Genomic DNA, 24,835 nt, shown 5'->3' on the forward strand with positions numbered 1-24,835 from the left:
ATGACGGGCCCCCTGTAAGGAGCGATAGCCTTGGTGGCGTGATCAGCGCGATAGCACGCGGGGGCACCGTCGCCCCTGCCCCGCGCCCGGTGAGCACGGACGACATCCGTGTCCGGGCGGCGGTCGCTGGTCCGCGCGGGCGGGACGGGGGTGCCAGAGCCTCCCGGGCGCCGCGCACCCCCCGACAAGTGATCACGCAGAGAGCAGCGTCACACCCCTCAGGGGCGTCGACATTGGCTGATATCCCCCCGCTCATCTCACCTCGCGGCATAGCGTCGGAGCAGACCGGAGAACCCGGGCCGTGGCGACGAGCCGCAGGGGAAGAGACCGTACTTCCTTCTACGTCACGCAACGGCGCGCGACAGGAGCCAGAGGACAATGCAGACCAAGCTGGACGAAGCCAAGGCCGAGCTGCTGGAGAGGGCCGCTCGGGTAGCTGAGAACAGCCCGGTCGGGGGGCACCTACCGACCGGGACGACGGACAAGGACGCGCCGGACACCCCGGACCGCGAATCCGTGCTCGCGTTCCTCCAGCGCTACTACCTGCACACCGCCCCGGAGGACCTGACCGACCGCGACCCGGTCGACGTCTTCGGAGCCGCGCTCTCGCACTACCGGCTGGCCGAGAACCGTCCCCAGGGCACGGCCAGCGTGCGGGTCCACACCCCGACTGTCGAGGAGAACGGCTGGACGTGCAGCCACTCCGTCGTCGAGGTCGTCACGGACGACATGCCCTTCCTCGTCGACTCGGTGACGAACGAGCTGACCCGGCAGGGCCGCGGCATCCACGTCGTGATCCACCCCCAGGTCGTCGTCCGCCGCGACCTGACCGGCAAGCTCATCGAGGTGCTGACCGCGCCCGCCGGCGACCTGCCGCATGACGCGCACACCGAGTCCTGGATCCACGTCGAGATCGACCGCGAGACCGACCGCTCCGACCTCAAGCAGATCACCGCCGACCTGCTGCGCGTGCTGTCCGACGTGCGCGAGGCCGTCGAGGACTGGGAGAAGATGCGGGACGCGGCGGTGCGGATCGCCGAGGAACTGCCCGCCGAGCCGACCGCCTCCGACCTGCCCGCCCACGAGGTCGAGGAGGCCCGCGAGCTGCTGCGCTGGCTGGCCGCCGACCACTTCACCTTCCTCGGCTACCGCGAGTACCAGCTGCGCGCGGACGACTCGCTGGCCGCCGTCCCCGGCACCGGCCTCGGCATCCTGCGCGCCGACCCGCACCACGCCGGCGAGGAGGGCCACCCGGTCTCCCCGTCCTTCGAGCGGCTGCCCGCCGACGCGCGCGCCAAGGCCCGCGAGCACCGGCTCCTGGTGCTGACCAAGGCCAACAGCCGCGCCACCGTGCACCGGCCGTCGTACCTGGACTACATCGGCGTCAAGAAGTTCGACGCGGACGGCAACGTCGTCGGCGAGCGCCGCTTCCTCGGCCTGTTCTCCTCGGCCGCGTACACCGAGTCGGTGCGTCGGGTTCCGGTCATCCGCCGCAAGGTCGACGAGGTGCTGCGGCGCGCCGGGTTCTCGCCCAACAGCCACGACGGGCGCGACCTGCTGCAGATCCTGGAGACCTACCCGCGCGACGAGCTCTTCCAGACCCCGGCCGACGAGCTGGAGTCCATCGCGACCTCCGTCCTGTACCTGCAGGAGCGCCGGCGGCTGCGCCTGTACCTGCGCCAGGACGAGTACGGCCGCTACTACTCGGCCCTGGTCTACCTCCCACGCGACCGCTACACCACCGGCGTGCGCCTGCGGATCATCGACATCCTCAAGGAGGAACTGGGCGGCATCAGCGTCGACTTCACGGCCTGGAACACCGAGTCGATCCTCTCCCGGCTGCACTTCGTCGTGCGCGTCCCGCAGGGCACCGAGCTGCCCGAGCTGTCGGACGGCGACCGCGAGCGCATCGAGGCGCGCCTGGTGGAGGCCGCGCGCTCCTGGGCCGACGGTTTCGCGGAGGCACTGAACGCCGAGTGCGGCGAGGAGAAGGCCGCCGAGCTGCTGCGCCGCTACAACAACGCCTTCCCGGAGGGCTACAAGGCGGACCACACCCCGCGCGCCGCGGTCGCCGACCTGGTCCACCTGGAGGCGCTGAGCGAGGAGAAGGACTTCGCGCTCAGCCTGTACGAGCCCGTGGGCGCCGCCCCCGAGGAGCGCCGCTTCAAGATCTACCGCAAGGGCGGTGCCGTCTCCCTGTCCGCCGTGCTGCCGGTGCTCAGCCGGCTCGGCGTCGACGTCGTGGACGAGCGGCCGTACGAGCTGCGCTGCGCGGACCGCACCACCGCCTGGATCTACGACTTCGGCCTGCGCATGCCCAAGTCGCAGAGCGGCGGGGACTACCTGGGCGACGACGCCCGCGAGCGCTTCCAGGAGGCCTTCGCCGCGTCCTGGACCGGCAAGGCGGAGAACGACGGCTTCAACGCCCTCGTGCTGAGCGCGGGCCTGACCTGGCGTCAGGCGATGGTGCTGCGCGCGTACGCGAAGTACCTGCGGCAGGCCGGCTCCACCTTCTCGCAGGACTACATGGAGGACACCCTCCGCAACAACGTCCACACCACGCGCCTGCTGGTCTCCCTGTTCGAGGCGCGGATGTCGCCGGACCGCCAGCGCGCGGGCCACGAGATCGTCGACGCGCTCCTCGAAGAGGTCGACGCGGCCCTCGACCAGGTGGCGAGCCTCGACGAGGACCGCATCCTCAGGTCCTTCCTGACCGTCATCAAGGCGACGCTGCGCACGAACTTCTTCCAGGAGGCCGCGGGCGGCAGGCCGCACGACTACGTGTCCATGAAGTTCGACCCGCGGGCCATCCCCGACCTGCCCGCGCCGCGCCCCGCGTTCGAGATCTGGGTGTACTCTCCGCGCGTCGAGGGCGTGCACCTGCGCTTCGGCAAGGTCGCGCGCGGCGGTCTGCGCTGGTCGGACCGGCGTGAGGACTTCCGCACCGAGATCCTCGGCCTGGTCAAGGCGCAGATGGTGAAGAACACCGTCATCGTGCCGGTCGGCGCCAAGGGCGGCTTCGTCGCCAAGCAGCTGCCGGACCCGTCCGTGGACCGGGACGCGTGGCTCGCCGAGGGCGTCGCCAGCTACAAGATGTTCATTTCGGGCCTGCTCGACATCACCGACAACATGGTGGCCGGCGAGGTCGTGCCCCCGCAGGACGTCGTCCGGCACGACGAGGACGACACCTACCTCGTCGTCGCCGCCGACAAGGGCACCGCGACCTTCTCCGACATCGCCAACGAGGTGGCCGCCAGCTACAACTTCTGGCTCGGCGACGCCTTCGCCTCCGGCGGCAGCGCGGGCTACGACCACAAGGGCATGGGCATCACCGCCCGCGGCGCCTGGGAGTCCGTCAAGCGGCACTTCCGCGAGCTCGGCGTCGACACGCAGAGCGAGGACTTCACGGTCGTCGGCATCGGCGACATGTCCGGCGACGTGTTCGGCAACGGCATGCTGCTCAGCGAGCACATCCGCCTGGTCGCCGCCTTCGACCACCGGCACATCTTCATCGACCCCAACCCGGACGCGGCCACCTCCTACGCCGAGCGCCGCCGCGTCTTCGAACTCCCGCGCTCCAGCTGGGCCGACTACAACACCGAGCTGATCTCGGCCGGCGGCGGCGTGTTCCCCCGTACCGCCAAGGCCATCCCGATCAACGCGCACATCCGCGAGGCCCTCGGCATCGAGGACAAGGTCACCAAGATGACCCCGGCCGACCTGATGAAGGCCGTCCTCAAGGCGCCGGTGGACCTGCTGTGGAACGGCGGCATCGGCACGTACGTCAAGTCCGGTACGGAGACGCACGCCGACGTCGGCGACAAGGCCAACGACGCGATCCGCGTCGACGGCGCGGACCTGCGCGTCAAGGTCGTCGGCGAGGGCGGCAACCTGGGCCTGACCCAGCTCGGCCGGATCGAGTTCGCGCTGCACGGCGGGAAGATCAACACCGACGCGATCGACAACAGCGCGGGCGTGGACACCTCAGACCACGAGGTGAACATCAAGATCCTGCTCAACGGCCTGGTCGCGGACGGCGACATGACCGTCAAGCAGCGCAACAAGCTGCTCGCCGAGATGACCGACGAGGTCGGCCGGCTGGTCCTGCGCAACAACTACGCGCAGAACACGGCGATCGCCAACGCGCTGGCCCAGTCCAAGGACATGCTCCACGCGCAGCAGCGCTTCATGAAGCACCTGGTGCGCGAGGGCCACCTCAACCGCGCCCTGGAGTTCCTGCCCACCGACCGCCAGATCCGCGAGCGGCTGAGCCAGGGCCAGGGCCTGACCGGTCCGGAGACGGCCGTCCTGCTGGCGTACACGAAGATCACGGTCGCCGAGGAGCTGCTGCGGACCTCGCTGCCGGACGACCCGTACCTGCGCGGCCTGCTGCACGCCTACTTCCCGACGGCGCTGCGCGAGCAGTTCGCCGAGCGGATCGACGGCCACCCGCTGCGCCGCGAGATCACCACGACCGTGCTGGTCAACGACACGGTCAACACGGGCGGTACGACGTATCTGCACCGGCTGCGCGAGGAGACCGGCGCCTCCCTGGAGGAGATCGTGCGGGCGCAGACCGCGGCCCGGCGGATCTTCTGCTCGGCACCGGTGTGGGACGCCGTCGAGGAGCTGGACAACCGGGTCGAGGCCGCCGTGCAGACCCGTATCCGCCTGCACTCGCGCCGCCTGGTCGAGCGCGGCACGCGCTGGCTGCTCAACAACCGGCCGCAGCCGCTGCAACTCGCCGAGACGGTCGACTTCTTCGCCGACCGCGTCGAGCAGGTCTGGCAGCAGCTGCCGAAGCTGCTGCGCGGCGCGGACCTGGAGTGGTGGCAGAAGATCTACGACGAGCTGACGGACGCCGGCGTCCCGGACGAACTCGCCACCCGGGTGGCCGGGTTCTCCTCCGCCTTCCCGGCGCTCGACATCGTCTCGGTGGCCGACCGCATGGGCAAGGAGCCGATGGACGTCGCCGAGGTCTACTACGACCTCGCCGACCGGCTGCACATCACCCAGCTGATGGACCGCATCATCGAGCTGCCCCGCGCCGACCGCTGGCAGTCCATGGCCCGCGCCTCCATCCGCGAGGACCTCTACGCGGCCCACGCGGCGCTGACCGCGGACGTCCTGGCGGTGGGCAACGGCACCTCCACCCCCGAGCAGCGCTTCAAGGCCTGGGAGCAGAAGAACGGGGCGATCCTGGGCCGGGCGCGCACGACCCTGGAGGAGATCCGCAGCTCGGAGACGTTCGACCTGGCGAATCTGTCGGTGGCGATGCGCACGATGCGCACGCTGCTGCGCCAGCACTCGTAGGCGGTACGACCCACCGGTCGCCGCCACGACGACGAGGGCGCCCCGGGCCACAGAGGCCCGGGGCGCCCTCGCGCACGCGGGGGTGTCAGGAGGCGACGGCCACCTTGGGCTTCGCCTTCGGCTTGGGCCTCGGTTTGTTGCCCTTGTCGCCGGTGAACGCCTCGTACTGCTCCATGACCTCCTCGGTCGGCCCGTCCATGCGCAGTTCGCCGCGCTCCAGCCACAGCACGCGGTCGCAGGTGTCGCGGATGGACTTGGCGCTGTGGCTGACCAGGAAGACCGTGCCCGCCTGCTCGCGCAGGGCGCGGATCCGCTCCTCGGAACGGATGCGGAAGGCCGCGTCGCCGGTGGCCAGCGCCTCGTCGATGAGCAGCACGTCGTGGTCCTTGGCGGCGGCGATGGAGAACCGCAGCCGGGCCGACATGCCGGAGGAGTAGGTGCGCATCGGGAGGGTGATGAAGTCGCCCTTCTCGTTGATGCCGGAGAAGTCGACGATGTCCTGGTAGCGCTCCTTGATCTGCTCGCGGGACATGCCCATGGCCAGGCCGCCGAGGTAGACGTTGCGCTCGCCGGTGAGGTCGTTCATCAGGGCCGCGTTGACGCCGAGGAGCGAGGGCTGGCCGTGCGTGTAGATCCGGCCGTTCTCCACCGGCAGCAGGCCCGCGACCGCCTTGAGCAGCGTGGACTTGCCGGAGCCGTTGGTGCCGATCAGGCCGATGGCCTCGCCCTTGTAGGCGACGAAGGAGACGTTCTTGACGGCGTGCACCTTGCGGACGCCGGCCGCCTTCTCGGCCTGCTTCTTGCGCAGCATGCGGTTGAGGGCGGCGGTCGCGGAGCCCTTGCCGGCGCCGGTGCCGTTGACGCGGTACACGATGTCGACGCTGTCGACGACGACGGTGGGGACCGACTCTGTGCTGTTCTGCGAGGTGTGCTCAGCCACGGCCGTAGGTCTCCTCAGCCTTCCAGAAGTAGATGAAACCGCCGACGCCGACGACCAGCGCCCAGGCCGCCGCGATCGCCCACACGTGGTGGGGCAGCTGGCTGGAGTGGAAGCTGTCGATCAGGGCGTAGCGCATCAGGTCGATGTAGATGGCGGCCGGGTTGGCCTTGATGGCCGCGACCACGGCGTGCGGGAGGTGGCTCTTGCTGGTCAGCTTGTCGATGCTCCACATGACGCCCGAGACGTACATCCAGGTGCGCAGCACGAAGGGCATCAGCTGGGCGATGTCCGGGGTCTTCGAGCCCCACCGGGCCATGATCATCGCCATGCCGGCGTTGAAGGTGAACTGCAGCGCCAGGGCCGGGATCGCGAGCACCCAGGAGATGGCGACCGGGACGCCGAAGAAGAGCAGGATGATGACCAGGGCGCACATCGAGAACAGCAGCTGCTGGAGCTGCTGGAGACAGAAGGCGATCGGCAGGGCGGCCCGCGGGAAGTGCAGGGCGCGGACCAGGCCGAGGTTGCCCGAGATGGCGCGGGTGCCGGTCAGGATCGAGCTCTGCGTGAACGTCCAGATGAACACGCCCGTGACCAGGAACGGGATGTAGTCGGGGACGCCGCGCTTGGTGCCGAGCAGGATGCCGAAGATGAAGTAGTACACCGCCGCGTTGAGCAGCGGGGTCATGACCTGCCAGACCTGGCCGAGCTTGGCCTGGCTGTACTGGGAGGTCAGCTTGGCGGTGGAGAACGCGGAGATGAAGTGGCGCCGGGCCCACAACTGGCGGACGTACTCGGGCAGCGAGGGGCGGGCGCCGCTGACGGACAGGCCGTGGCGGGCGGCGAGGGCCGCGAGGTCGTCTTCGGCCGGAGCCGCCGTGGAGGGCGGTGTGTGGAGGACCTGGCTCACATCCGCTGCTTTCGCTCGGGGGTGGGGGTGGTGCCGTGACGGCGTGTCCTTCGCCCGGCGTTTCCTTACGCTTCTCTTCACGTTTTCTTACGTCGGGACGGGACCGTATCGTCGCAACGTGAGCGTAGGCCGACCGGGCGTCGGAACGCAACCGTTTCGTCGTAACGTATCGCGTCGGGACGGGACCGTTTCGTCGTGACGGGTCGCGTAGGGACGGCACCGTATCGTCGTAACGCCCTATGCTGGAGCGCATGACGACGAACGCCGACGGGCCCCAGACGCGTACGCGCCGCCGGACCCCCGCCGGAGCCGCCGTGCTCCGCGAGGATGTGACGGAAGCCATCCGGGCGGCCGTCTTCGAGGAGCTCGCGGCCGTCGGCTACGCGCGGATGTCGATCGAGGGCATCGCGCGCCGGGCGGGCGTCGGCAAGACGGCGGTGTACCGGCGCTGGCGTTCCAAGCTGCACCTGGTGCTCGACGTCGTCTCGGCGATCGCGGTGATGGGCCTGCCGACACCGGACACGGGCTCCCTGGAGGGCGATCTGCGCCTGCTGTACGAGGTGACCTCGCGCGCCCTGCGCCACCCCGTGGCCTCGCAGATCATCCCGGACCTCCAGGCGGAGGCGGCCCGCAACCCCGACATCGCGGAGGCCATGCAGAAGACGCTGCGCGAGGGCCAGGAGGGCGTCGCCAGCAAGATCCTGGTCGCGGCGGTGCGGCGCGGCGAGATCAACCCGCACGTCGACGACGAGCTGGCCCTCGACCTCATCTCCGGCCCCCTGTACTGGCGTTCGGTCGTCATCCGCGCCCCGAAGCTGCCGAAGGGGTACCTCGACGCGCTGGCCCGCGCCACCGCGCAGGCGATCAAGGCGCTGTGAGCGGGGTGTCCTGAGCGTCAGCGGCAGTCCGGCGCGGCGCGCAGGCCGAGGAGTTCCGCCGCCGGCACCTCGACGCGGCCGTCCGCCGCCGAGTGACGCGGGTGACCCCCAGCAGGTCGGCGAGCGCGCGCTGACCGCCGGCCGGCGTCACGTGTCCGGCAGCCAGGCCGCGAGTGGCGCCTCGCAGAGCAGGGTGGCGGTGGCCGTCAGCCGCCGCTGCCGGGCGCGGGCCCGGGCGGCGAGCAGGCGCAGGACGTGGGTGCGTACGGCCGCGGGGTCGCCCAGCGGCGCCAGGAAGCGGGCCCGTGGGAGGAGCCCGTACGGAACACGGCGTGAGCGCGGTGTACGTCGTGGTGTGGCCCGCGCCGTCGAGCAGCGCGACCTTGTCCAGGGCGCACGGCCTCGACCACGTGCGCACCGCACGACGCGCCCGCCCGCGGTCGTCGCGGAGGTGGCGGCGCGGCCGTCGAGGAGGACGAGCAGGTGGTCGGCGGGAGAGCCCTGGAGACGCAGCAACTCAGCGGTGCCGTGGCGGCGGGGCGTGGAGGCCGTCCACAGGGTGTGGAGGACGGGGTCGGGGAGCGAGGCGAACAGCGGCACGTCCCGCAGCCGGCGCCAGCCGCCGTCGGCGTGCAGGACGGCGTGGTGGGCGGGGCGGGCGGCGAGGCGCTCGGGGGTGGGGGGAAGGACGGTTCACTCGTCGTCGCGAGCCCCTGGGCCGACGACAGCGGCGCGCTCCTCCTGTTCACCGTGGACCGCGAACGCCTCGACGCCCTGATGAGCGAGGACCCGTTTACCGCACCCCCGGAGTCCAGGTCCGCGCGATCCGTGCCTGGACACCGGTGGCCGAGGGCGTCCCCCAGCCGTCCTGACCGCGTCCGCGCTATCCCCGCGCCGCCCCCGGATGGAGCCGTACCCAGCCCTCCCAGGCCGACGTGATCATGTCCTCGACGTCGTGTCTGGCCTTCCAGGTCAGTTCCGTGGCGGCGCGGTCGGCGGAGGCGACGACGCGGGCCGGGTCGCCGGGGCGGCGGGGGGTGACGGTCGGGGGGCGGTCGTAACCGGTCAGGGCGTTGATGCGGTCGATCATCTCGCGCACGGAGACGCCCTCGCCGCGGCCGATGTTGAGGGTGAGCGCGCGGCCGGGGGAGGAGCGCAGGGCGCGGGCCGCGGCGACGTGGGCCTCGGCGAGGTCGACGACGTGGATGTAGTCGCGGACGCAGGTGCCGTCGGGAGTCGGGTAGTCGTCGCCGAAGATGCGGGGCGGGGCGTTCTCCGTCAGCTTCTCGAAGACCATGGGGATGAGGTTGAAGACGCCCACGTCCGCCAGCTCCGGGGCCGCCGCGCCGGCCACGTTGAAGTAGCGCAGGCAGGCCGTGGACAGGCCGGTCGCGCGGCCCGTCGCGCGGACCAGCCACTCGCCGGCCAGCTTCGTCTCGCCGTACGGGGACATCGGCACGCACGGCGTGTCCTCGGTCACCAGGTCGACGTCCGGCATGCCGTACACGGCCGCGGAGGAGGAGAAGACGAAGGAGGGGACCCCGGCCGCGGTGACCGCCTGGAGCAGGACGCGCAGGCCCTCGACGTTCTCCCGGTAGTAGTGCAGGGGCTTGTCCATCGACTCGCCCACCTGCTTCTTCGCCGCGAGGTGGACGACGCCGGTGACCGCGTGCTCGGCGAGGGTGCGGGCCAGGCGCGCGCCGTCCAGCGTGGACCCCTCCACCAGCGGTACCCCGTCCGGCACACGCGCGGCGATGCCGGTCGACAGGTCGTCGTACACCACGGCGTTCTCGCCCGCCTCGGTCATCGCCCGGACGACGTGCGCGCCGATGTAACCGGCGCCACCGGTGATCAGCCAGGTCATGTACGGCCGTCCCCTCGTGCTCGTTCCTGGCCGGGCGCCTTTCGGGCCCGGCGCCGGCCTGTGTGTCGCGTATCAGTGAAGCAGGCGGGGAGGGCGGCGGGGCGCAGGTGCGGTTACCGGGTGTGAGGGAGGGGGTGCGTGTGGTAGCGGCGCGTCGGTCGGCGGTAGGAGGGTGCTAACAGCACACAATCGGGCGGGTGGAGAGAAAGGGCAGACGCGAGGGCGTGGTGGCCGTGGCGGTGCCCACGGCCGTGATGTCGGCGGTGGGACTGTGGGGGCTCGACCGCGGGGGCATGTGGGGCGACGAGAGCGTCACCTATCTGGTGGGCCGGCGGTCCGTGCCGCAGATCTGGCGGTTGCTGCATGGCATGGACGCGGTGCACGGCCTGTACTACCTGTTCATGCACGCCGTCCTCGCCGTCCACCCCGGCGAGGTCGTCCTGCGTCTGCCCTCGGTGTGCGGTGCCGCCGCCGCGGCCGGTCTGGTCGCGGCGCTCGGGGTGCGGCTCGCCCGGCCCCGGGTGGGTCTGTGGGCTGGTCTGCTGTACGCGGTCACGCCGCTGACCGGGCACTACGCCCAGGAGGGCCGTTCGTACGCCCTGGTCGCGGCGGGGGTGGCCGGGGCGACGCTGCTGCTGGTGCGGGGCGTGGAGGGGCGGGGGCGGTGGTGGGGGTACGGCGGTGTCCTGGCCGTGTCCTGTCTGCTGCACGAGCTGGCGGTGCTGGTGGTGTGCGCGCACGCGGTGACGCTGGTGCTGTGCCGGGCGTCGCGGCGGGTGTGGCTCGGGTGGGGGTGCGCGGTGACGGCGGCGGGGGCCGCGCTGGCGCCGCTGGTGTGGGTGTCGCGGCGGCAGTCGGGGCAGGTGGCGTGGCTGGCGGTGCCGGGCTGGGGGCGGGTGGAGGCGCTGGCGCGGGATTTCGCCGTGGCGCCGAGGGGGGTGGTGTTCTGGGCCGCGGTGGTGCTCATGGCGGTGGGTGCGGTGGCGGGGCGGCGGGTCGCGGTGGTCGCGGGGCCGTTGCTGGTGGTGCCGCCGGGGGTGCTGATGGCCGTGTCCCAGGTGCGGCCGCTGTACCACGAACGGTACGTGCTGTACGCGCTGGCGGGGGCGCCGCTGCTGGTGGCGGCGGGAGGGGAGTGGGCGGTGGGGCTGCTGCGACGGGGGCGTCGCGTGGCCGCCCTCGACGCCCTGCCCAATGGCGCCTCCCACGGTCACCTCCGCCTGTCCCGCCTCCCCGTCCTCGCCGGCGCCCTCGCCATCGCCCTCGTCTTCCTCCACGCGCTCCCCCTCTACCGCCAGGACCGCTCCCCGGCCCACCGCCCCGAGAATCTCGCCGCCGTCTCCGCGCTCGCCGCACGGGAGATCCGTCCCGGCGATCCCGTGCTGTTCGTGCCGTCGGTCTGGCGGCTCACCGCGCTGACCTATCCGCGGGCCTTCCGCGCGGCGCGCGACATCGCGCTGCGGGAGCCGGGACCGCGGTCCGGCACGCTCAGCGGGCGCGAGACGCCGCCCCGCGAGCTCCCGCGGGAACTGCGGCGCCGGCTCGCCTCCGCGGACCGCGTGTGGGTCGTGGCCGACACCCGGGCCCTGCACGCGCCGGGCGATCCGACCGACCGGCTCAAACTGGCCGCCCTGCAAAGGCGGTTCACGCCCGGCCAGGAGTACGTCAGCGGACGCGTCGCCCTGCGTCTCTACGTCCGCCGCGCCGCCCTGACGGGCTCTCCGGCGCAGCCGGGTCCGCCGCGCCCCACCGTCACGGCCCCTCCGCCGCGGCCGCGTCCAGCGCCACGGTGAGTTCGTCGAGGCGGGCCCGCAGTGCGCGGATCTCGTCGGCGTCGAAACCGGTCGCGGCGACGATGCGGCGCGGTACCTGCAGCGCGCGCTCGCGCAGGGCGACGCCCTCGTCGGTGAGCCGTACCTCCACCGAACGCTCGTCGCGGGCGCTGCGCTCACGGCGTACCAGACCGGCCGTCTCCAGGCGCTTGAGCAGCGGGGAGAGCGTGCCGGAGTCGAGCCGCAGGTGCTCGCCGAGCTTCTTGACCGGCAGCTCGCCGTGCTCCCACAGCACCAGCATCACCAGGTACTGCGGATAGGTGAGCCCGAGGTCCTTGAGGATCACCCGGTAGACACCGCCGAAGGCGCGCGACGCGGCGTTCAGGGAGAAGCAGATCTGCTGGTCCAGGCGGAGCCAGTCGGTGGCAGGCGGCGTACTCATGCCTCCAGGGTAGCTCTTGTTCCCCATTTAGTTGTGTGCAATTGAATTGTGTGCTCTACTTGTGGTCGTGAGGCGGCCGCCGGAAGCGCCGCCGGACCACGCACCGACTTCGAGAGGGACGGTTTCCCATGGACGCGCTCTACACCGCTGTCGCCACCGCCACCCACGGCCGTGACGGCCGGGCCTTCACCAACGACGGCAAGATCGACGTCAAGCTGGCCCCGCCGGTGGAACTGGGCGGCAACGGCGAGGGCACCAACCCGGAGCAGCTGTTCGCCGCCGGTTACGCCGCCTGCTTCGGCAGCGCGCTCGGCCTCGTCGGCCGCCAGGCCAAGGTCGACGTCAGCGACGCGGCCGTCACCGCCGAGGTCGGCATAGGCAAGCAGGGCGAGGGCTTCGGCCTGAAGGTGACGCTGCGCGTCGAACTGCCCGACACCGTCGACCAGGAGACCGGCCGCAAGCTCGTCGAGACCGCCCACCAGGTCTGCCCGTACTCCAACGCCACCCGCGGCAACATCGACGTCGACCTCGTCATCGAGTAGCCGGTCCGGCAGGACTCAGCGCACCCGCGCCAGCACCTCCCCCGTCCGCCCGCTCCACGTCACCACCACCGCCTCCGGCGGCACCGGCTGCCGTCGCGTCAGCAGCAGCCAGCGGACGTGGTAGCGGCGGACCACCGCCTCCCGCTCGGCGCGGGTGGCGTCCGGCGCGAAGTAGGCGCGCACGTCGGCCGACCGTCGCCTGCGCTCGCGTTCGTCCAGCGCCGGGTCGGGCCAGATCGGCGCGGCGAGGTTCGGCCCGTACCCGGCGATGAGATGGGCGGCCTGGTAGCCGTCGGTGAGCACCACCTCGCCGCGCCTGACGTACCGCGCCGCCCAGTCGTACGACGGCCAGCGCGGCGGCTGGTCCAGCCCCACCGGGTCCAGGGCCCGCGGCACCACCGCCCCGCCCTGCACCGTGCAGAACCCCACGCACGCCCACACCACCGCGGCCCCGCCCAGCACCTTCCGGAACGCCCCCCACGGCCGGGGCGCCGCCAGCTCCACCGCGAGCGCGAACTGCAGCGGCACCAGCACCGCCCACAGGACACGGCCGTAGGTGTAGTGCCCGCTCAGCCAGCCGTACGCCAGCACCAGGCTCTCCAGCGCGAACATCAGCAGCAGCGGGTCGCGTCCCGCCGTGCCCCGGGCCCGCCACCACAGCGCCGGCGCCCCGATCAGCGCCAGCCAGGAGTTCCCGGCCAGGTGCTCGTAGAGCCGCCGGTGCATCCAGTCCATGCCGGAGTCGCCGCCCAGCGACAGCACGTCGTAGTACGGCCAGACGACGGCCACCGCGAGCGCCGCCGCGCCCGCCACCGCCCAGCGTGCGACCAGCGGACCCGTCCACCCCCGCTGCCGGGCCGCGACGATCGCCACCGCCCCGACCACCGCGGAGACCGCCGTGACCGGATGCACGAGCAGGATCAGGGCGTACAGGGCGCCGGTCCCCGCATACCCCCACCAGCCGCCCAGGCCGCTCGGACCGACGTAGCGGACCGGCGCCTCGCGCTCGGCCGCGCGCGTGGCCGTCAGCGCCCACGCCCAGAAGGTCAGCCCGATCGCGAACGCGGACGGGTAGCTGATGTTCGTCGTCAGCGACATCAGCCCGAGGTAGCCGCTCCACAGCAGCCGCTCGGTGCCCCACAGCAGCGTCATCGCGGGCACCGCGAGCACCGGCGCCCACGGGCGGTCGGTGAGGGTGCGCACGAAACGGCCCACGCCCGTCAGGAGCAGGACCAGGTGCAGGGGCCCGGCGATCCTGAGGACCGCCCAGCCCGACAGGCCCGTCAGCCGCGCGAAGAGGGCCTGGACGACGGCGTACGGGCCGTAGTACGGGCTGCCCGCGCCCGGCAGGTCCGCCATGGAGTGCGCCGGGTGCAGCAGGTCCGCCCTGAGCCGCTCGATGACCGCCGCGTGCTGACCGGCGTCGCAGCACAGCGGAATCCGCCAGAACGCCAGCGTCAGCACCAGCCAGAACAGGCCGCCGAAGACCTGGTACGGACCGGGGTGCCAGGCGCGGCCGCCGCGCAGCGCCGTCGCGCCGCGCAGGGTCCGCCGGACGAGGACGTCGGCGCTCGGGAGGGTCTTGGACATGGGCCGTATGTTTCCCGCCACGAGTGCCGGAACGGCGGACCGTCACCTCAACGAGTGAGCCCGACCGGTGGCGGGGGCCGGGATGGCGGGGGAGCCCTCCGGCCCGGGCGGACGCTCGCCCAGCAGCACCGTCCGCACCACCCGCTCCGCCGCCCGCCCGTCGTCGAACTCGCAGAACCGCTCCCGGAACGCGGCCCGCAGCCGCGCCGACTCCTCGTCCCGCCAGCCGCCTGAGGCGAACAGCCGCGCCAACTCCCGGTAGGAGCGCGAGACATGGCCCGGCGCGTCGGCGGTGATGTCGAAGTAGGCGCCCCGGCTGGCCGCGTACGCGCCCCAGTCGTCGGCGTGGATCACGATCGGGCGGTCCAGGTTGGCGTAGTCGAACATCACGGCCGAGTAGTCGGTGACCAGCACGTCGGCCGCGAGCAGCACGTCCTCGACGTGCGGTTCGTCGGTCGCGTCGACCAGGACGCCGCGCCGGTGCAGGTCGGCGAGGCCGAGACCGCGGGCCGGGCCGGCGGCGAGGGAGGGGTGCAGGCGGACGACGAGGGTGTGGCCGGGGCCCAGGTCCGCGGCGAAGCGGGCCAGGTCGATCCGGTCGACGTGACCGCCGCGCCGGTAGTCGCGACGGGTGGGCGCGTACAGGACGACCGTGTCGCCGTCCGGGACGCCCAGCCGCTCGCGCACCGAACGGCCCCTGTCCGCGGGCGCGTTGACCAGGACGTCGTTGCGGGGGCTGCCGGTCCGCAGCGAGGTGAAGTGACAGGGGTACGCCCGCTCCCACACCAGCTCGGAGTGGCGGTTGGCGACCAGGCTGTAGTCCCAGCGGTCGGCGCGGCGCAGCATCTGCGGCACGCTGAAGCCGTGCCGGGCACCCGGCTTGGTCAGCAGGTCGGCGCCCATGTACTTCAGCGGGGTGCCCTGGTGGGTCTGCACGTGCACGCTGCCGGGCCGTTTGGCCAGGCTGCCGGGCCAGTTGACGTCGTTCACCCAGTACGTCGCCCGGGCCATGACCGCGTGATAGCGCGCCGAGCCCGGCGTCACGTACTCGACGCCCGGCGGCAGCGCGTCCACCGCGTCCTCGCGCACCACCCACACCCCGCGGATGTGCGGGGCGAGTTCGCGGGCCTTGGCGTGGATGGCGGCCGGGTCGCCGGAGGGCACGCGGTGGTGGTTGGCGGAGTAGACGGCGAGGTGCGGATCGAGCGGCAGCCTCGACTGGGCGGTGTGGAGCGCCTGTCGGGCCCTGCCCGACACCGCCCGGCCGATGCGCCGCCCGCCCCTGCCCGCCAGGGTGCGCGTACCGCGCCAGCCCCGCAGCAGCGCGTACGAGGCGTAGGGCGCCGACGCCAGCAGGCGCATCTCGGTGCCGCGCGGACCGTCCGGCGGGGTGAAGCCGGGCGGGAGGTGGCGGCGGTGGAAGGCGCGGATCTCGCGGTAGAAGTCCGGGCGGTCCTTCGCGGTCACCCGGTCCTCGCGGGCGATCACGTACAGCATGTGGTCCAGGGCCCGCTCGAACAGCAGCGGACGGGCCCACGCCAGGTCGTCGCGCTCCTCCAGGAACGCGAACAGGCCCTCGTACTGGGGGAAGATGTCGAAGTGCCGCCGCCCCGGCGTCTTGGTGATCGCGCCCTGCCGGCGCTGCCGGTACTCCACGCCGATGCGGTCCAGGCAGGCGATGCGCCCGGCGAGGACCATCGAGCGGTAGGTGACCGGCGCGTCCTCGTACAGACCCGGCGCGTACTGCAGCCCGTGCTCCTGGAAGAAGGCGCGCCGGTACGCCTTGTTCCAGGCGACCAGGAACAGATGGACGTACTGGGGGCTCTCGCGCAGGGTGAAGGTGTCCAGGCCCGCCGCCGCCAGCAGGTCCGCGGAGTCGCTGCGCCCGCCCCGGCCCCACCAGTGCGTGCGGACGTGGTCGAAGACCAGGATGTCCGGCTCGCCGGCGCCCTGGAGGCGCTCGGCGACGGCGGCCAGCAGGCCCGGCGTGTAGGCGTCGTCGCTGTCGAGGAAGAGGACGTAGTCGCCGGTGGCCAGCGCGAGACCGGCGTTGCGGGCCCGGCCCAGGCCGACGTTCTCCGGCAGGTGCAGCACCCGCACGCGCGGGTCGCGCCCGGCGTACTCGTCGAGGATCGCGCCGCAGCCGTCGGGCGAGAGGTCGTCGACGGCGATCACCTCGAAGTCGCCGTAGGACTGTCCGAGCACCGAGTCGAGGCACTCGCGCAGATAGCCCTGCACCTTGAAGACGGGGACGATGATGCTGAAGCGGGGCACGTCAGCTCCTTGCGAGGGTCGTCGCGGCGGCGGGGGCGGGAACGCGCTCGGCGAGCGGCAGCACGGGCGGGATCGCGTCCGGCGGCTCGCCGAGGAAGACCCGGCGCACGACGCGCTCGGCGGCGCGCCCGTCGTCGAAGCCGCAGAAGCGCTCCCGGAACGCGGCCCGCGCCGCCGTCGCCTCCGGCCCCCTCCAGGTGCCGTCGCGGAAGACGGCCGCCAGCTCCCCGGGCGTCGTGGCCACCGCGCCGGGCGGGCTCTCCATCAGGTCGAAGTACACGCCCCGGGTCTCCCGGTAGACGTCCCAGTCGTCCGCGTACACGACGATCGGCCGGTCCAGGTTGGCGTAGTCGAACATGATCGACGAGTAGTCGGTGATCAGCGCGTCGGCCGCCAGGCACACGTCCTCGGCGCTGCGGTGCGAGGTGACGTCGATGATCCGGCCGGTGTTCCGCGCGCCGCCCCGGTCGTAGAAGTAGTGGGCGCGCAGCAGCACGACCACGTCCTCGCCGGCCTGTTCGCAGAAGGCCTCCAGGTCCAGGCCCGTCTCGAAGCCGGTGTGGTAGTCGCGGTGCGTGGGCGCGTACAGGACCGCCGTCTTCCCCTCCGGGACGCCCAGCTCGCGCCGGACGCGGATCACGTCGTCGGCGGTCGCCGTGTAGTAGACGTCGTTGCGCGGATAGCCGTATTCGAGCGTCTCGTGGGCCGCCGGGAACGCCCGCTCCCACATCTCGGTCGAGTGCCGGTTGGAGCTGAGGTTGTAGTCCCAGCGGTCCACCCGGGCCAGCAGCTTGGCGAAGCTGCCGGTGGCCGCCGCGACCACGGGGTACGCCGCCTGGTCGACGCCCATCTTCTTCAGCGGGGTGCCGTGCTGCGTCGAGATGTGGACGCTGCCGGGGCGTTTGACGACCGCGTCCGCGAAGTTGGCGTTGTTGACGAGGTACGTGGCACGGGCGAGCACGTCCCAGTACGCGCGGCTGCCGATGACGGCGTACTCGACGCCCTCCGGCACGGTGTGCGCCTGGTCGGCCTCGACCAGGAACACCGAGCGGATGTGCGGGGCCAGTTCGCGGGCCTTGGCGTGGATGGCGGCCGGGTTGCAAGTGTAGCCGCGGCCCCAGTAGGCGCAGTACACCGCCAGGTCGGGGTCCAGGGGGCGGCGCAGGGCGCGGGCGTAGTGCAGGCGGGTGCGCAGGCCGCGGGGGCGGGGCAGCCGCTCCACGGCCCGGGTCGCCGCCCGGCTGGTGCCGCGCAGGGCGCGGAAGGCCGCGTACGCGCCGGTCGCCAGCAGCCGGTGCTGGACGCCGAGGCGGCCGGCCGGCGCCCGGAAGCCGGCCGGGCGGTGGCGCCGGTAGAGCCGGCCCGCCCGCCGGAAGAAGGCCCGGCGCCGGCCCGTGAGCCGCCTGGGGTGCGCGGCGGTCTTGAGGATCGCGGCGAAGAGCTGCTCGAACAGCGGCGACAACCGCTCCTCGGGCAGGCCCAGTTCGGCCGCGCGGGTGAGCACCAGGTCGGCCTGGTCGAGGAGTTCGAAGTGGTGCTCGCCGGGCAGGTTCAGCCGGCTGCCCTGGCGGCGCACGAGATGCCGTACGACGACCTCGCGCAGCACCGCCGCCTTCTCGGCCCGCAGCGCGACCAGGCCCCCGAAGCCGACGTCGGTGAAGTGACCGCCGGGGAAGCCCAGTTGGTGGTCGGCCAGGAACGCCCGCCGGTAGGCGGCGCCGAACGCCGGGAGCTGCACGCCGGTCAGCTGCGGGGCCTGGTCGGGGTGGAAGGCGCCGGCCGGCGTCTTCGCCGGCCACAGCGGCGCGGCCGGGTTGGTCGGCTCGCCCTCCCACCACGGGACGCGCTCGTGCTCGGCGTACAGGACGTCCACGTCGCCGGTCTCGCGCAGCCGCGCCTCCAGCGCCGCCAGCGCGCCCGGCACGAGCGTGTCGTCGCCGTCGAGGAACAGCACGTACGCGCCGGTCGCCGCCCGCATCCCGGCGTTGCGCGCCCCGGCCAGCCCGGCCGACGGCGGCGAGTGCACCGGGGCCACCCGGGAGTCCCGCCCGGCGTACCCGGCGGCCACGTCCGCCGCGGGCGCGTCCGGCGCGTCACAGACCGGGATCAGCTCGAAGTCGCCGTAGGACTGCGCGAGGACGGAGTCCAGCGCCTGGGACAGCCGGCCCGCGACCCCATGGGACGGGACGATGATGCTGAAGCGGGGCATTCTGATCTTTCTGTCGATGGTCGAGGGGGCGCGTCAGCGGCCCGGCCGTCCCGCCGGACGCCAGGTGGAGGGCCGGCTCGGGGTGGGCCGGGACGGACTGGAGGGCATGCGAACTCCCCAAGGTGAGAACGGCGTTCAGAGGCTGTCGGTGACGGTCAGGGGGCCGGACGGTTGCGGCACGGTGGTCTGCGGGGAGCGCGCGAGGCGCGCGGCCGGGGCGGGCACCGGGTGGCGGTCGGCGAGCGGGACGACCGGCGGCAGCTCCGTCTCGCCCAGCACCACCCGGCGGACGACGCGTTCGGCGGCGCGTCCGTCGTCGTACGGGCAGAACCGCTCGCGGAACGCGGCGCGCAGCTGGGCCGAGCGGGAGCCGCGCCAGTGGCCGGTGGCGAAGATGTCGGTCAGTTCGTCCTCGCTGCGGGCGACCGCGCCCGGCGGGAAGGAGCGCAGGTCGAAGTAGACGCCGCGGGAGGCCTCGTACGCCTCCCAGTCGTCGGCGAGGATCACGATCGGCCGGTCCAGGCCGGCGTAGTCGAACATGACCGACGCGTAGTCCGTGACCAGGGCGTCGGAGGCGAGGCAGAGCTCCTCCAGGCTCGGGTGGCCGGTGACGTCGATGATCCCGGGGCCCTGCGGCACGGGGCCGTGGACGCGGGCCAGGACGGTGAAGCCGGGGCCCAGGCGGCGCAGCAGGCGCTCCAGGTCGAGGGGGGAGCGCTGGGTGCGGCGGTAGTCGCGGCGGGCGGGCGCGTACAGCAGCGCCACCGTGCCCTCGGGGACGCCGAGCGTCTCGCGCAGGCGGGTCACGTCCGCCGAAGTGGCCTTGTGGAACACGTCGTTGCGGGGGTGGCCGTATTCGAGCGTGGTGTAGCGGCCGGGGTGGACGCGTTCCCAGGTGAGGGTGGAGTGGCGGTTGGCCGACAGGACGTAGTCCCACTTGTCGACGTCGTCCAGGAGCCGGGCGAAGTCCGTGTCCCGGGCCGCGGCCGGGCGTTCCTGGAGGTCGAGGCCCGTGTGCCCGAGGGGGGTGCCGCGGTGGGTCTGGATCAGGACCTGGCCGGGGCGCTTGACCAGGCGGGGTTCGAAGGGGCGGTCGGCGACGAGGTACCTGGAGCGGGCCAGGGCCGTCCAGTAGGCGGCCGTGCCGGGGCGGGGGAGCCAGGCCGTGCGCAGGTGCGGGGCGAAGGAGCGGAACGCCTCCTCCAGGGCGCCCGGGTTGCCGGCGCGGGTGGTGAACACCGCGCGGTCGGCGCGCAGCGGGAGGCGGCGCTGGAGGCGGTAGTGCAGCCGCAGGGCGGCCGAGCGGACGGCGCCGCGCAGGCGTGCGGTGAGCCCGGTCGCGGCGCGGTGCAGGGCGGCGGCCGACCGCAGGGCGCGGTAGGTGCGGTACAGGCCCCAGCGGATCAGCAGGTGGCGCGGCAGGACCCGGGTGCCGGTGACGCGGTAACGGCGGTAGTGGGCGCGGGCCTTGCGCAGGAACTCGGCGCGGGCCTCGCGCGGCAGCCGGCCGGGGCGGGTGAAGACGACGGCCAGGTGGTCGACCATGCGGCGGAACAACACCGGGCGCCAGCGGGCCAGTTCGGGGTGGTGGTCGACGTAGGCGAAGACGCGGTCGTACTGCTCGAAGACGTCGAAGTGCCGGCGGCTGGTCGTGCCGAGGATGTTGCCCTGCCGGCGCTGGCGGTAGTGCACGCACACCCGGTCGAGGGTGGCGAGGGAGTCCGCGGCCATCAGCGCCGGGAACGTCCACGGCGTGTCCTCGTAGTAGCCCGGCGGGAAGGAGAGGGCCGCGCGCTCGACGAACTCCCGCCGGTACGCCTTGTTCCAGGCCACCATCAGCAGGTGCAGCAGGCCCGGGCGGTCCTCCAGCCGGAAGGGCGCCGGGCCCTGCTCGGTGAGCTGCACGGCCGCCTGGTTGCGGACCGTCTCGCCGGTCCAGAAGACCCGCGCGTAGTCGTAGACCAGGACGTCCGGCTCGCCCGTCTCCTTCAGCCGGTCGGCGATCGCCCGCAGCGCGTCCGGGGTGAGGGTGTCGTCGCCGTCCAGGAAGACCAGGTAGTCACCGCTCGCCTGGGCGATTCCCGCGTTGCGGGCGAGGCCCAGGCCCTGGTTCGCGGCCAGGTGCACCGGCCGCACCCGCGTGTCCCGTGCCGCGAACTCGTCGATGATCGCGCCGGATCCGTCCGGCGAGCAGTCGTCGACGGCGATCAGCTCCAGATCCGGATACGACTGCGCCAGCACCGATTCCAGGCATTCGTGCAGGTACGCCTGAACCTGGTACGCGGGGACGATGACACTGAACCTGGGCAACGGGACATCCATGGGTCGCAGCGGGTGGTAGGCCCCGTCGCGTCACGACCGGACCTTGCCCGGGAACGGCCGATGGAGTGACTTGGTTACGGTTTCCTACGTCATAAGGGGGACGCCAGGTGAACGGCGTCCCCCTTATGTCTGGGTTTCGGGCTACTTGACCGCCCCCGCCATCACACCGGAGACGAACTGCCGCTGGAAGGCGAAGAAGACGATCAGCGGGATCACCATGGAGATGAACGCGCCGGGCGCCAGGACGTCGACGTTGTTGCCGAACTGCCGTACCTGCGTCTGCAGTGCGACCGTGATCGGCTGGCTGTCGGCGTTGGTGAACACCAGCGCCACCAGCATGTCGTTCCACACCCACAGGAACTGGAAGATGGCCAGGCTCGCGATCGCCGGCCCGCCCAGCGGCATCACGACCCGGAAGAACAGGCGCAGTTCACCGGCGCCGTCCAGCCGGCCCGCCTCCAGCAGCTCCCGGGGGATCTCCGCGAAGAAGTTCCGCAACAGGAACACCGCGAACGGCAGCCCGAAGCCCGTGTGGAACAGGATCACCCCGAAGATCGTCCCGAACAGGCCGATGTCACCGAAGAGTTCGGCGATCGGGATCAGCGCCACCTGCACCGGCACCACCAGCAGCCCGACCACGGCCAGGAACCACCAGTCGCGGCCCGGGAACTCCATCCACGCGAACGCGTAGCCCGCCAGCGAGCCGATCACCACCACCAGGATCGTCGCCGGCAGGGTGATCAGCACCGTGTTCACCAGGGAGTTGGTGATGTCGCTGTTCTCCAGCAGCTTCTGGTAGCTGTCGAAGGTGAGCTCGGAGGGCTTGGAGAAGACGTTCCACCAGCCGTTGGCACCGATGTTCTCCGGCGCCCGCAGCGAGGACACCAGCAGCCCGAAGGTCGGCACCAGCCAGAACAGGCCGACGAGGATGAGGAACACCCGCAGCAGACCGCCGCTGACCCCGCCCGCCAGCCGGGAGCCCAGCGACTGCCTGGCCCGCACCGCGGTGACCGGCGGAGCCGCCTTGCGGAGACTGTCGGCATGCGTCGTCATCGCCGTACCTCCCGCCGCAGCCGGCGCACGTTGAACCACATCACCGGGATCACCAGCAGCAGCAGGAACACCGCGATGGCGCTCGCGATGCCCGGCTGGTCCTCCGAGAAGCCCTTGCGGTACAGCTCCAGGGCGAGCACGTTCGCGTCGTCCTGGGAGGAGCCCGGGGCGATGATGAAGACCAGGTCGAAGATCTTCAGCACGTTGATCATCAGCGTGACGGTGACGACGGCCAGGACCGGCGCCAGCAGCGGCACCGTGACCCTGCGGAACACCTGCCACTCGCTCGCCCCGTCGACCCGGGCGGCCTCCAGCAGCTCGCGCGGCACCCCGGCCAGCCCGGCCGCGATCAGCACCATCGCGAAGCCCGCCCACATCCAGATGTACGACCCGATGATGGCCGGGGTGACCAGCGACGGGCCCAGCCAGTTGACGCCGTTGTACGGCTCCTTGAAGTTGCTCGCCGGCAGGCGCAGTCGAGCCCCGTCCGCCTTGGCCGGCAGCGTGAAGGTGCCGTCGTCGGCGGCCTTGGCGGACGCGACCACCTTGCCGTCCTTGACCGCCTCCACCTTCATCCCGGCGTAGCCCAGCTCCGACGGGTCGGGCTTGCCCAGCGTGCCCACGCCCTTGCCCCGCGTGAAGTCCTGCCAGGTGGTGCCGGTGATCTTCCCCGCCTCCGGCTGCGCCGCCACGGCCTTCTTGGCGCTGTCGGGCATCTGGTCGGGGGCGACGCCGACGAGGGGCAGGGTGACGACCTGGCCGGTGTGCACGGTCGCCGAGGTGAGGTACCCGCCGTGGTCGGGCCTGAGCGGCGACTGACGCCCCGGGTGCGCCTTCGGGAACGCCGAGGACTGCGCGAACGTGTCGTGGATGCCCACCCACACCGCGTTCGCCACGCCCTTGTCCGGGTCCTGGTCGTACACCAGCCGGAAGATGATCCCGGCGGCCAGCATGGAGATCGCCATCGGCATGAAGACGACCAGCTTGAACGCCGTTCCCCAGCGCACCCGTTCGGTCAGCACCGCGAAGACCAGCCCGAGCGCGGTGGCGCCCGTCGGCGCGAACACCACCCAGATGACGTTGTTCTTCAGCGCGGTGCGGATGCCGTCGTCGGTGAACAGCGCCTTGTAGTTGTCGAATCCGGCGAAGCCGTCACCGGAGGAGTCGTAGAAGCTGCGGACGACCGAGTACCCGATCGGGTAGACCACGAGCGCGCCCAGCAGCACCAGGGCCGGCAGCAGGAACAGCGCCGCCACGGTCCTGCGGGTGCCGGTCACGCTCTTGCGCTTCGGAGCGGCAGGGGTGTCCGGCACCCCTGCCGCCGTGGCCGACGTCATCGCCGGATCAGCTCCCGCTGCCGTACGCCGCCGCCGCGTCCTTCTCCAGCTTCGCCTGGGCGCCCGCCACGTCGGTCGGGTTCTTCAGGAAGTCCTGGAGATCCTTCCACTCGCCCTTGCCGGGCGTGCCGCCGAAGGCCTGCGGGGCCTGGTCGGACATGTCGAAGCGGAAGTCGTCGCCCGAGTCGATCAGGGCCTTGGCGATCTTCTGCTGGACCGCGTTCGGATACGCGGAGTCCGGCACGTTCTTGTTGGGCGAGAGGTAACCGCCCAGCTTCGCCTGGATCGTCGCGGCGTCCGGCGAGGCCAGGAACTTCACCAGGGCCTGCGCGCCCTTGGAGTCCTTCAGGATGACGGCCGCGTCGCCGCCGGTGACCACGGGGGCGGTGTCGCCGACCTTCGGGAACGGGAACACCTTGGCGTCCGTGCCGACCTTCGCCTTGGTCTGGCCGATGTTGACCTGCACGAAGTCGCCCTCGTAGACCATCGCCGACTTCGGCTGGTCGCCGCCGGTGAAGGTGTTGGTGACGGAGTCGGTGAACGACGTCTGCAGGGCGCCGTTGCCGCCGCCCGCGACCCAGTCCTTCTTGCCCCAGACCTGCGCGAGCGTGGTCAGGGCCTGCTTCACGGACGGGTCCGTCCACTTGATCTTGTGCTGGGCGAGCTGGTCGTACTTGTCCGGGCCCGCCTGGGAGAGGTAGATGTTCTCGAACCAGTCGGTCAGCGGCCAGCCGTCCGCGCCCGCGACGGAGAACGGCGTGACACCGGAGTCGTACACCGCCTGCGCGGTGGTCAGCAACTCCTGCCAGGTCTTCGGCTCCTTGGCGCCCGCGTTGTCGAAGACCTTGGTGTTGTACCAGATCAGCGACTTGTTGGCGGCCTTGTAATAGGCGCCGTACTGCTTGCCGTTGACCTTGCCGATGTCCTGCCAGCCCTGCGAGTAGTTCTTCGCCAGCTCCGACTGGGTGTCGGCGCTCAGCGGCTTCGCCCAGTTCTTGTCCACGGCCTGCTTGATGGCGCCCGGCTGCGGGAGCAGCGCGACGTCCGGGGGCTGGCCGCCCGCGATCTTCGAACCGAGGAAGTTGATGATCGGGTCCTGGGCCGGTACGAACGTCACCTTCGCGCCGGTGCGCTTCTCGAACTCCGACAGGACCTGTTTGAAGTTCTTCTGCTCCGCGCCGGTCCAGACGGCGGCGACCTCCAGGCTGGTGCCGTTCAGTTTGGGCAGGGTGACCGTGGAGCCCGTCTCCTTGCCTCCGCCTCCTGAGTTGTCCTTGCCGTTGTCGTCGCCGCCGCAGCCGGCGAGCGCCAGAGCCAGCGCCCCTGAGAGGAGGGCGGCGGCGGTCCTGGCGGCCCTGCGTGTCCGGTTCTTGCTGCTCGTGCTGCGCATCA

16 protein-coding genes are annotated in these 24,835 nt (G+C 72.1%); 4 read left to right on the forward strand and 12 right to left on the reverse strand.

Features of this window, described 5'->3' with window-relative positions:
• Window positions 1-378: 378 nt before the first annotated feature.
• The gene (locus tag ACYF6T_RS35010; RefSeq protein WP_461701602.1) at window positions 379-5,313 is read left to right on the forward strand and encodes an NAD-glutamate dehydrogenase; all 4,935 of its coding nucleotides are present in this window, start codon (window positions 379-381) and stop codon (window positions 5,311-5,313) included.
• Between the two features lie 85 nt (window positions 5,314-5,398).
• Here ACYF6T_RS35010 and ACYF6T_RS35015 read toward each other — a convergent pair whose 3' ends face one another.
• Together ACYF6T_RS35015 and ACYF6T_RS35020 are read right to left on the reverse strand one after the other, a co-directional pair.
• Complete coding sequence (locus tag ACYF6T_RS35015; RefSeq protein WP_461701603.1) at window positions 5,399-6,253, reverse strand: ABC transporter ATP-binding protein; 855 nt, start codon at window positions 6,251-6,253, stop codon at window positions 5,399-5,401.
• Window positions 6,246-7,160, reverse strand: a complete 915-nt coding sequence (locus ACYF6T_RS35020; RefSeq protein ID WP_461701604.1) for an ABC transporter permease — start codon at window positions 7,158-7,160, stop codon at window positions 6,246-6,248. Before ACYF6T_RS35020 ends, ACYF6T_RS35015 begins: the two co-directional genes overlap by 8 nt.
• A 251-nt stretch (window positions 7,161-7,411) precedes the next feature.
• Between ACYF6T_RS35020 and ACYF6T_RS35025 the strand changes: the two genes are divergently transcribed.
• Entirely contained in the window at window positions 7,412-8,038 is a 627-nt protein-coding gene (locus ACYF6T_RS35025) for a TetR/AcrR family transcriptional regulator (protein WP_461701605.1), read from the forward strand.
• Window positions 8,039-8,185: 147 nt separating this feature from the next.
• Here ACYF6T_RS35025 and ACYF6T_RS35030 read toward each other — a convergent pair whose 3' ends face one another.
• Both ACYF6T_RS35030 and galE read right to left on the reverse strand, forming a co-directional pair.
• Window positions 8,186-8,638 (reverse strand): cyclic nucleotide-binding domain-containing protein, encoded by a 453-nt coding sequence (locus tag ACYF6T_RS35030; protein WP_461701606.1) that lies wholly within the window; start codon window positions 8,636-8,638, stop codon window positions 8,186-8,188.
• Between the two features lie 283 nt (window positions 8,639-8,921).
• On the reverse strand, window positions 8,922-9,902 hold the full coding sequence (galE, locus tag ACYF6T_RS35035) for a UDP-glucose 4-epimerase GalE (protein WP_461701607.1): 981 nt from the start codon (window positions 9,900-9,902) through the stop codon (window positions 8,922-8,924).
• 197 nt (window positions 9,903-10,099) lie between these two features.
• On the opposite strand from galE, the gene ACYF6T_RS35040 reads away from it, so the two are divergent.
• Window positions 10,100-11,695 (forward strand): glycosyltransferase family 39 protein, encoded by a 1,596-nt coding sequence (locus ACYF6T_RS35040; protein WP_461701608.1) that lies wholly within the window; start codon window positions 10,100-10,102, stop codon window positions 11,693-11,695.
• Here the strand turns inward: ACYF6T_RS35040 and ACYF6T_RS35045 are convergent.
• Complete coding sequence (locus ACYF6T_RS35045) at window positions 11,655-12,116, reverse strand: MarR family winged helix-turn-helix transcriptional regulator (protein WP_461701610.1); 462 nt, start codon at window positions 12,114-12,116, stop codon at window positions 11,655-11,657. The two genes, ACYF6T_RS35040 and ACYF6T_RS35045, sit on opposite strands and share 41 nt — an antisense overlap.
• A 128-nt stretch (window positions 12,117-12,244) precedes the next feature.
• Between ACYF6T_RS35045 and ACYF6T_RS35050 the strand changes: the two genes are divergently transcribed.
• The gene (locus ACYF6T_RS35050) at window positions 12,245-12,658 is read left to right on the forward strand and encodes an organic hydroperoxide resistance protein (protein ID WP_461701611.1); all 414 of its coding nucleotides are present in this window, start codon (window positions 12,245-12,247) and stop codon (window positions 12,656-12,658) included.
• Between the two features lie 15 nt (window positions 12,659-12,673).
• On the opposite strand, the gene ACYF6T_RS35055 is transcribed toward ACYF6T_RS35050, so the two are convergent.
• From ACYF6T_RS35055 to ACYF6T_RS35085, 7 genes are all read right to left on the reverse strand, one after another.
• Window positions 12,674-14,248: a hypothetical protein gene (locus ACYF6T_RS35055; protein WP_461701613.1), complete on the reverse strand. Its 1,575-nt coding sequence runs from the start codon at window positions 14,246-14,248 to the stop codon at window positions 12,674-12,676.
• 42 nt (window positions 14,249-14,290) lie between these two features.
• Entirely contained in the window at window positions 14,291-16,522 is a 2,232-nt protein-coding gene (locus ACYF6T_RS35060) for a bifunctional glycosyltransferase/CDP-glycerol:glycerophosphate glycerophosphotransferase (protein ID WP_461701614.1), read from the reverse strand.
• A 1-nt stretch (window position 16,523) separates the two neighbouring features.
• A complete protein-coding gene (locus tag ACYF6T_RS35065) occupies window positions 16,524-18,731 on the reverse strand; it encodes a bifunctional glycosyltransferase/CDP-glycerol:glycerophosphate glycerophosphotransferase (protein WP_461701616.1) in 2,208 nt (735 codons plus the stop codon).
• Between the two features lie 135 nt (window positions 18,732-18,866).
• Complete coding sequence (locus ACYF6T_RS35070; protein WP_461701617.1) at window positions 18,867-21,041, reverse strand: bifunctional glycosyltransferase/CDP-glycerol:glycerophosphate glycerophosphotransferase; 2,175 nt, start codon at window positions 21,039-21,041, stop codon at window positions 18,867-18,869.
• Between the two features lie 153 nt (window positions 21,042-21,194).
• Complete coding sequence (locus tag ACYF6T_RS35075; RefSeq protein ID WP_461701618.1) at window positions 21,195-22,106, reverse strand: carbohydrate ABC transporter permease; 912 nt, start codon at window positions 22,104-22,106, stop codon at window positions 21,195-21,197.
• Window positions 22,103-23,443 carry a carbohydrate ABC transporter permease gene (locus tag ACYF6T_RS35080; protein ID WP_461701619.1) on the reverse strand — a complete coding sequence of 447 codons (1,341 nt, stop codon included), beginning with the start codon at window positions 23,441-23,443 and terminating at the stop codon, window positions 22,103-22,105. The genes ACYF6T_RS35075 and ACYF6T_RS35080 overlap by 4 nt, the downstream gene beginning before the upstream one ends.
• A gap of 7 nt (window positions 23,444-23,450) precedes the next feature.
• Window positions 23,451-24,833, reverse strand: a complete 1,383-nt coding sequence (locus tag ACYF6T_RS35085) for an ABC transporter substrate-binding protein (RefSeq protein ID WP_461701620.1) — start codon at window positions 24,831-24,833, stop codon at window positions 23,451-23,453.
• Between the last annotated feature and the right edge of the window lie 2 nt (window positions 24,834-24,835).

Source organism: Streptomyces sp. 7R007 (genome assembly GCF_054850255.1).

Bases quoted from the DNA above. Each gene is read 5' to 3' on its own strand.
- ACYF6T_RS35010 (WP_461701602.1), top strand. From the start codon at position 379: ATGCAGACCAAGCTGGACGAAGCCAAGGCCGAGCTGCTGGAGAGGGCC.
- ACYF6T_RS35025 (WP_461701605.1), top strand. From the start codon at position 7,412: ATGACGACGAACGCCGACGGGCCCCAGACGCGTACGCGCCGCCGGACC.
- ACYF6T_RS35075 (WP_461701618.1), bottom strand. From the start codon at position 22,106: ATGACGACGCATGCCGACAGTCTCCGCAAGGCGGCTCCGCCGGTCACC.
- ACYF6T_RS35045 (WP_461701610.1), bottom strand. From the start codon at position 12,116: ATGAGTACGCCGCCTGCCACCGACTGGCTCCGCCTGGACCAGCAGATC.
- ACYF6T_RS35055 (WP_461701613.1), bottom strand. From the start codon at position 14,248: ATGTCCAAGACCCTCCCGAGCGCCGACGTCCTCGTCCGGCGGACCCTG.
- ACYF6T_RS35065 (WP_461701616.1), bottom strand. From the start codon at position 18,731: ATGCCCCGCTTCAGCATCATCGTCCCGTCCCATGGGGTCGCGGGCCGG.
- ACYF6T_RS35085 (WP_461701620.1), bottom strand. From the start codon at position 24,833: ATGCGCAGCACGAGCAGCAAGAACCGGACACGCAGGGCCGCCAGGACC.
- ACYF6T_RS35080 (WP_461701619.1), bottom strand. From the start codon at position 23,443: ATGACGTCGGCCACGGCGGCAGGGGTGCCGGACACCCCTGCCGCTCCG.
- ACYF6T_RS35050 (WP_461701611.1), top strand. From the start codon at position 12,245: ATGGACGCGCTCTACACCGCTGTCGCCACCGCCACCCACGGCCGTGAC.
- galE (WP_461701607.1), bottom strand. From the start codon at position 9,902: ATGACCTGGCTGATCACCGGTGGCGCCGGTTACATCGGCGCGCACGTC.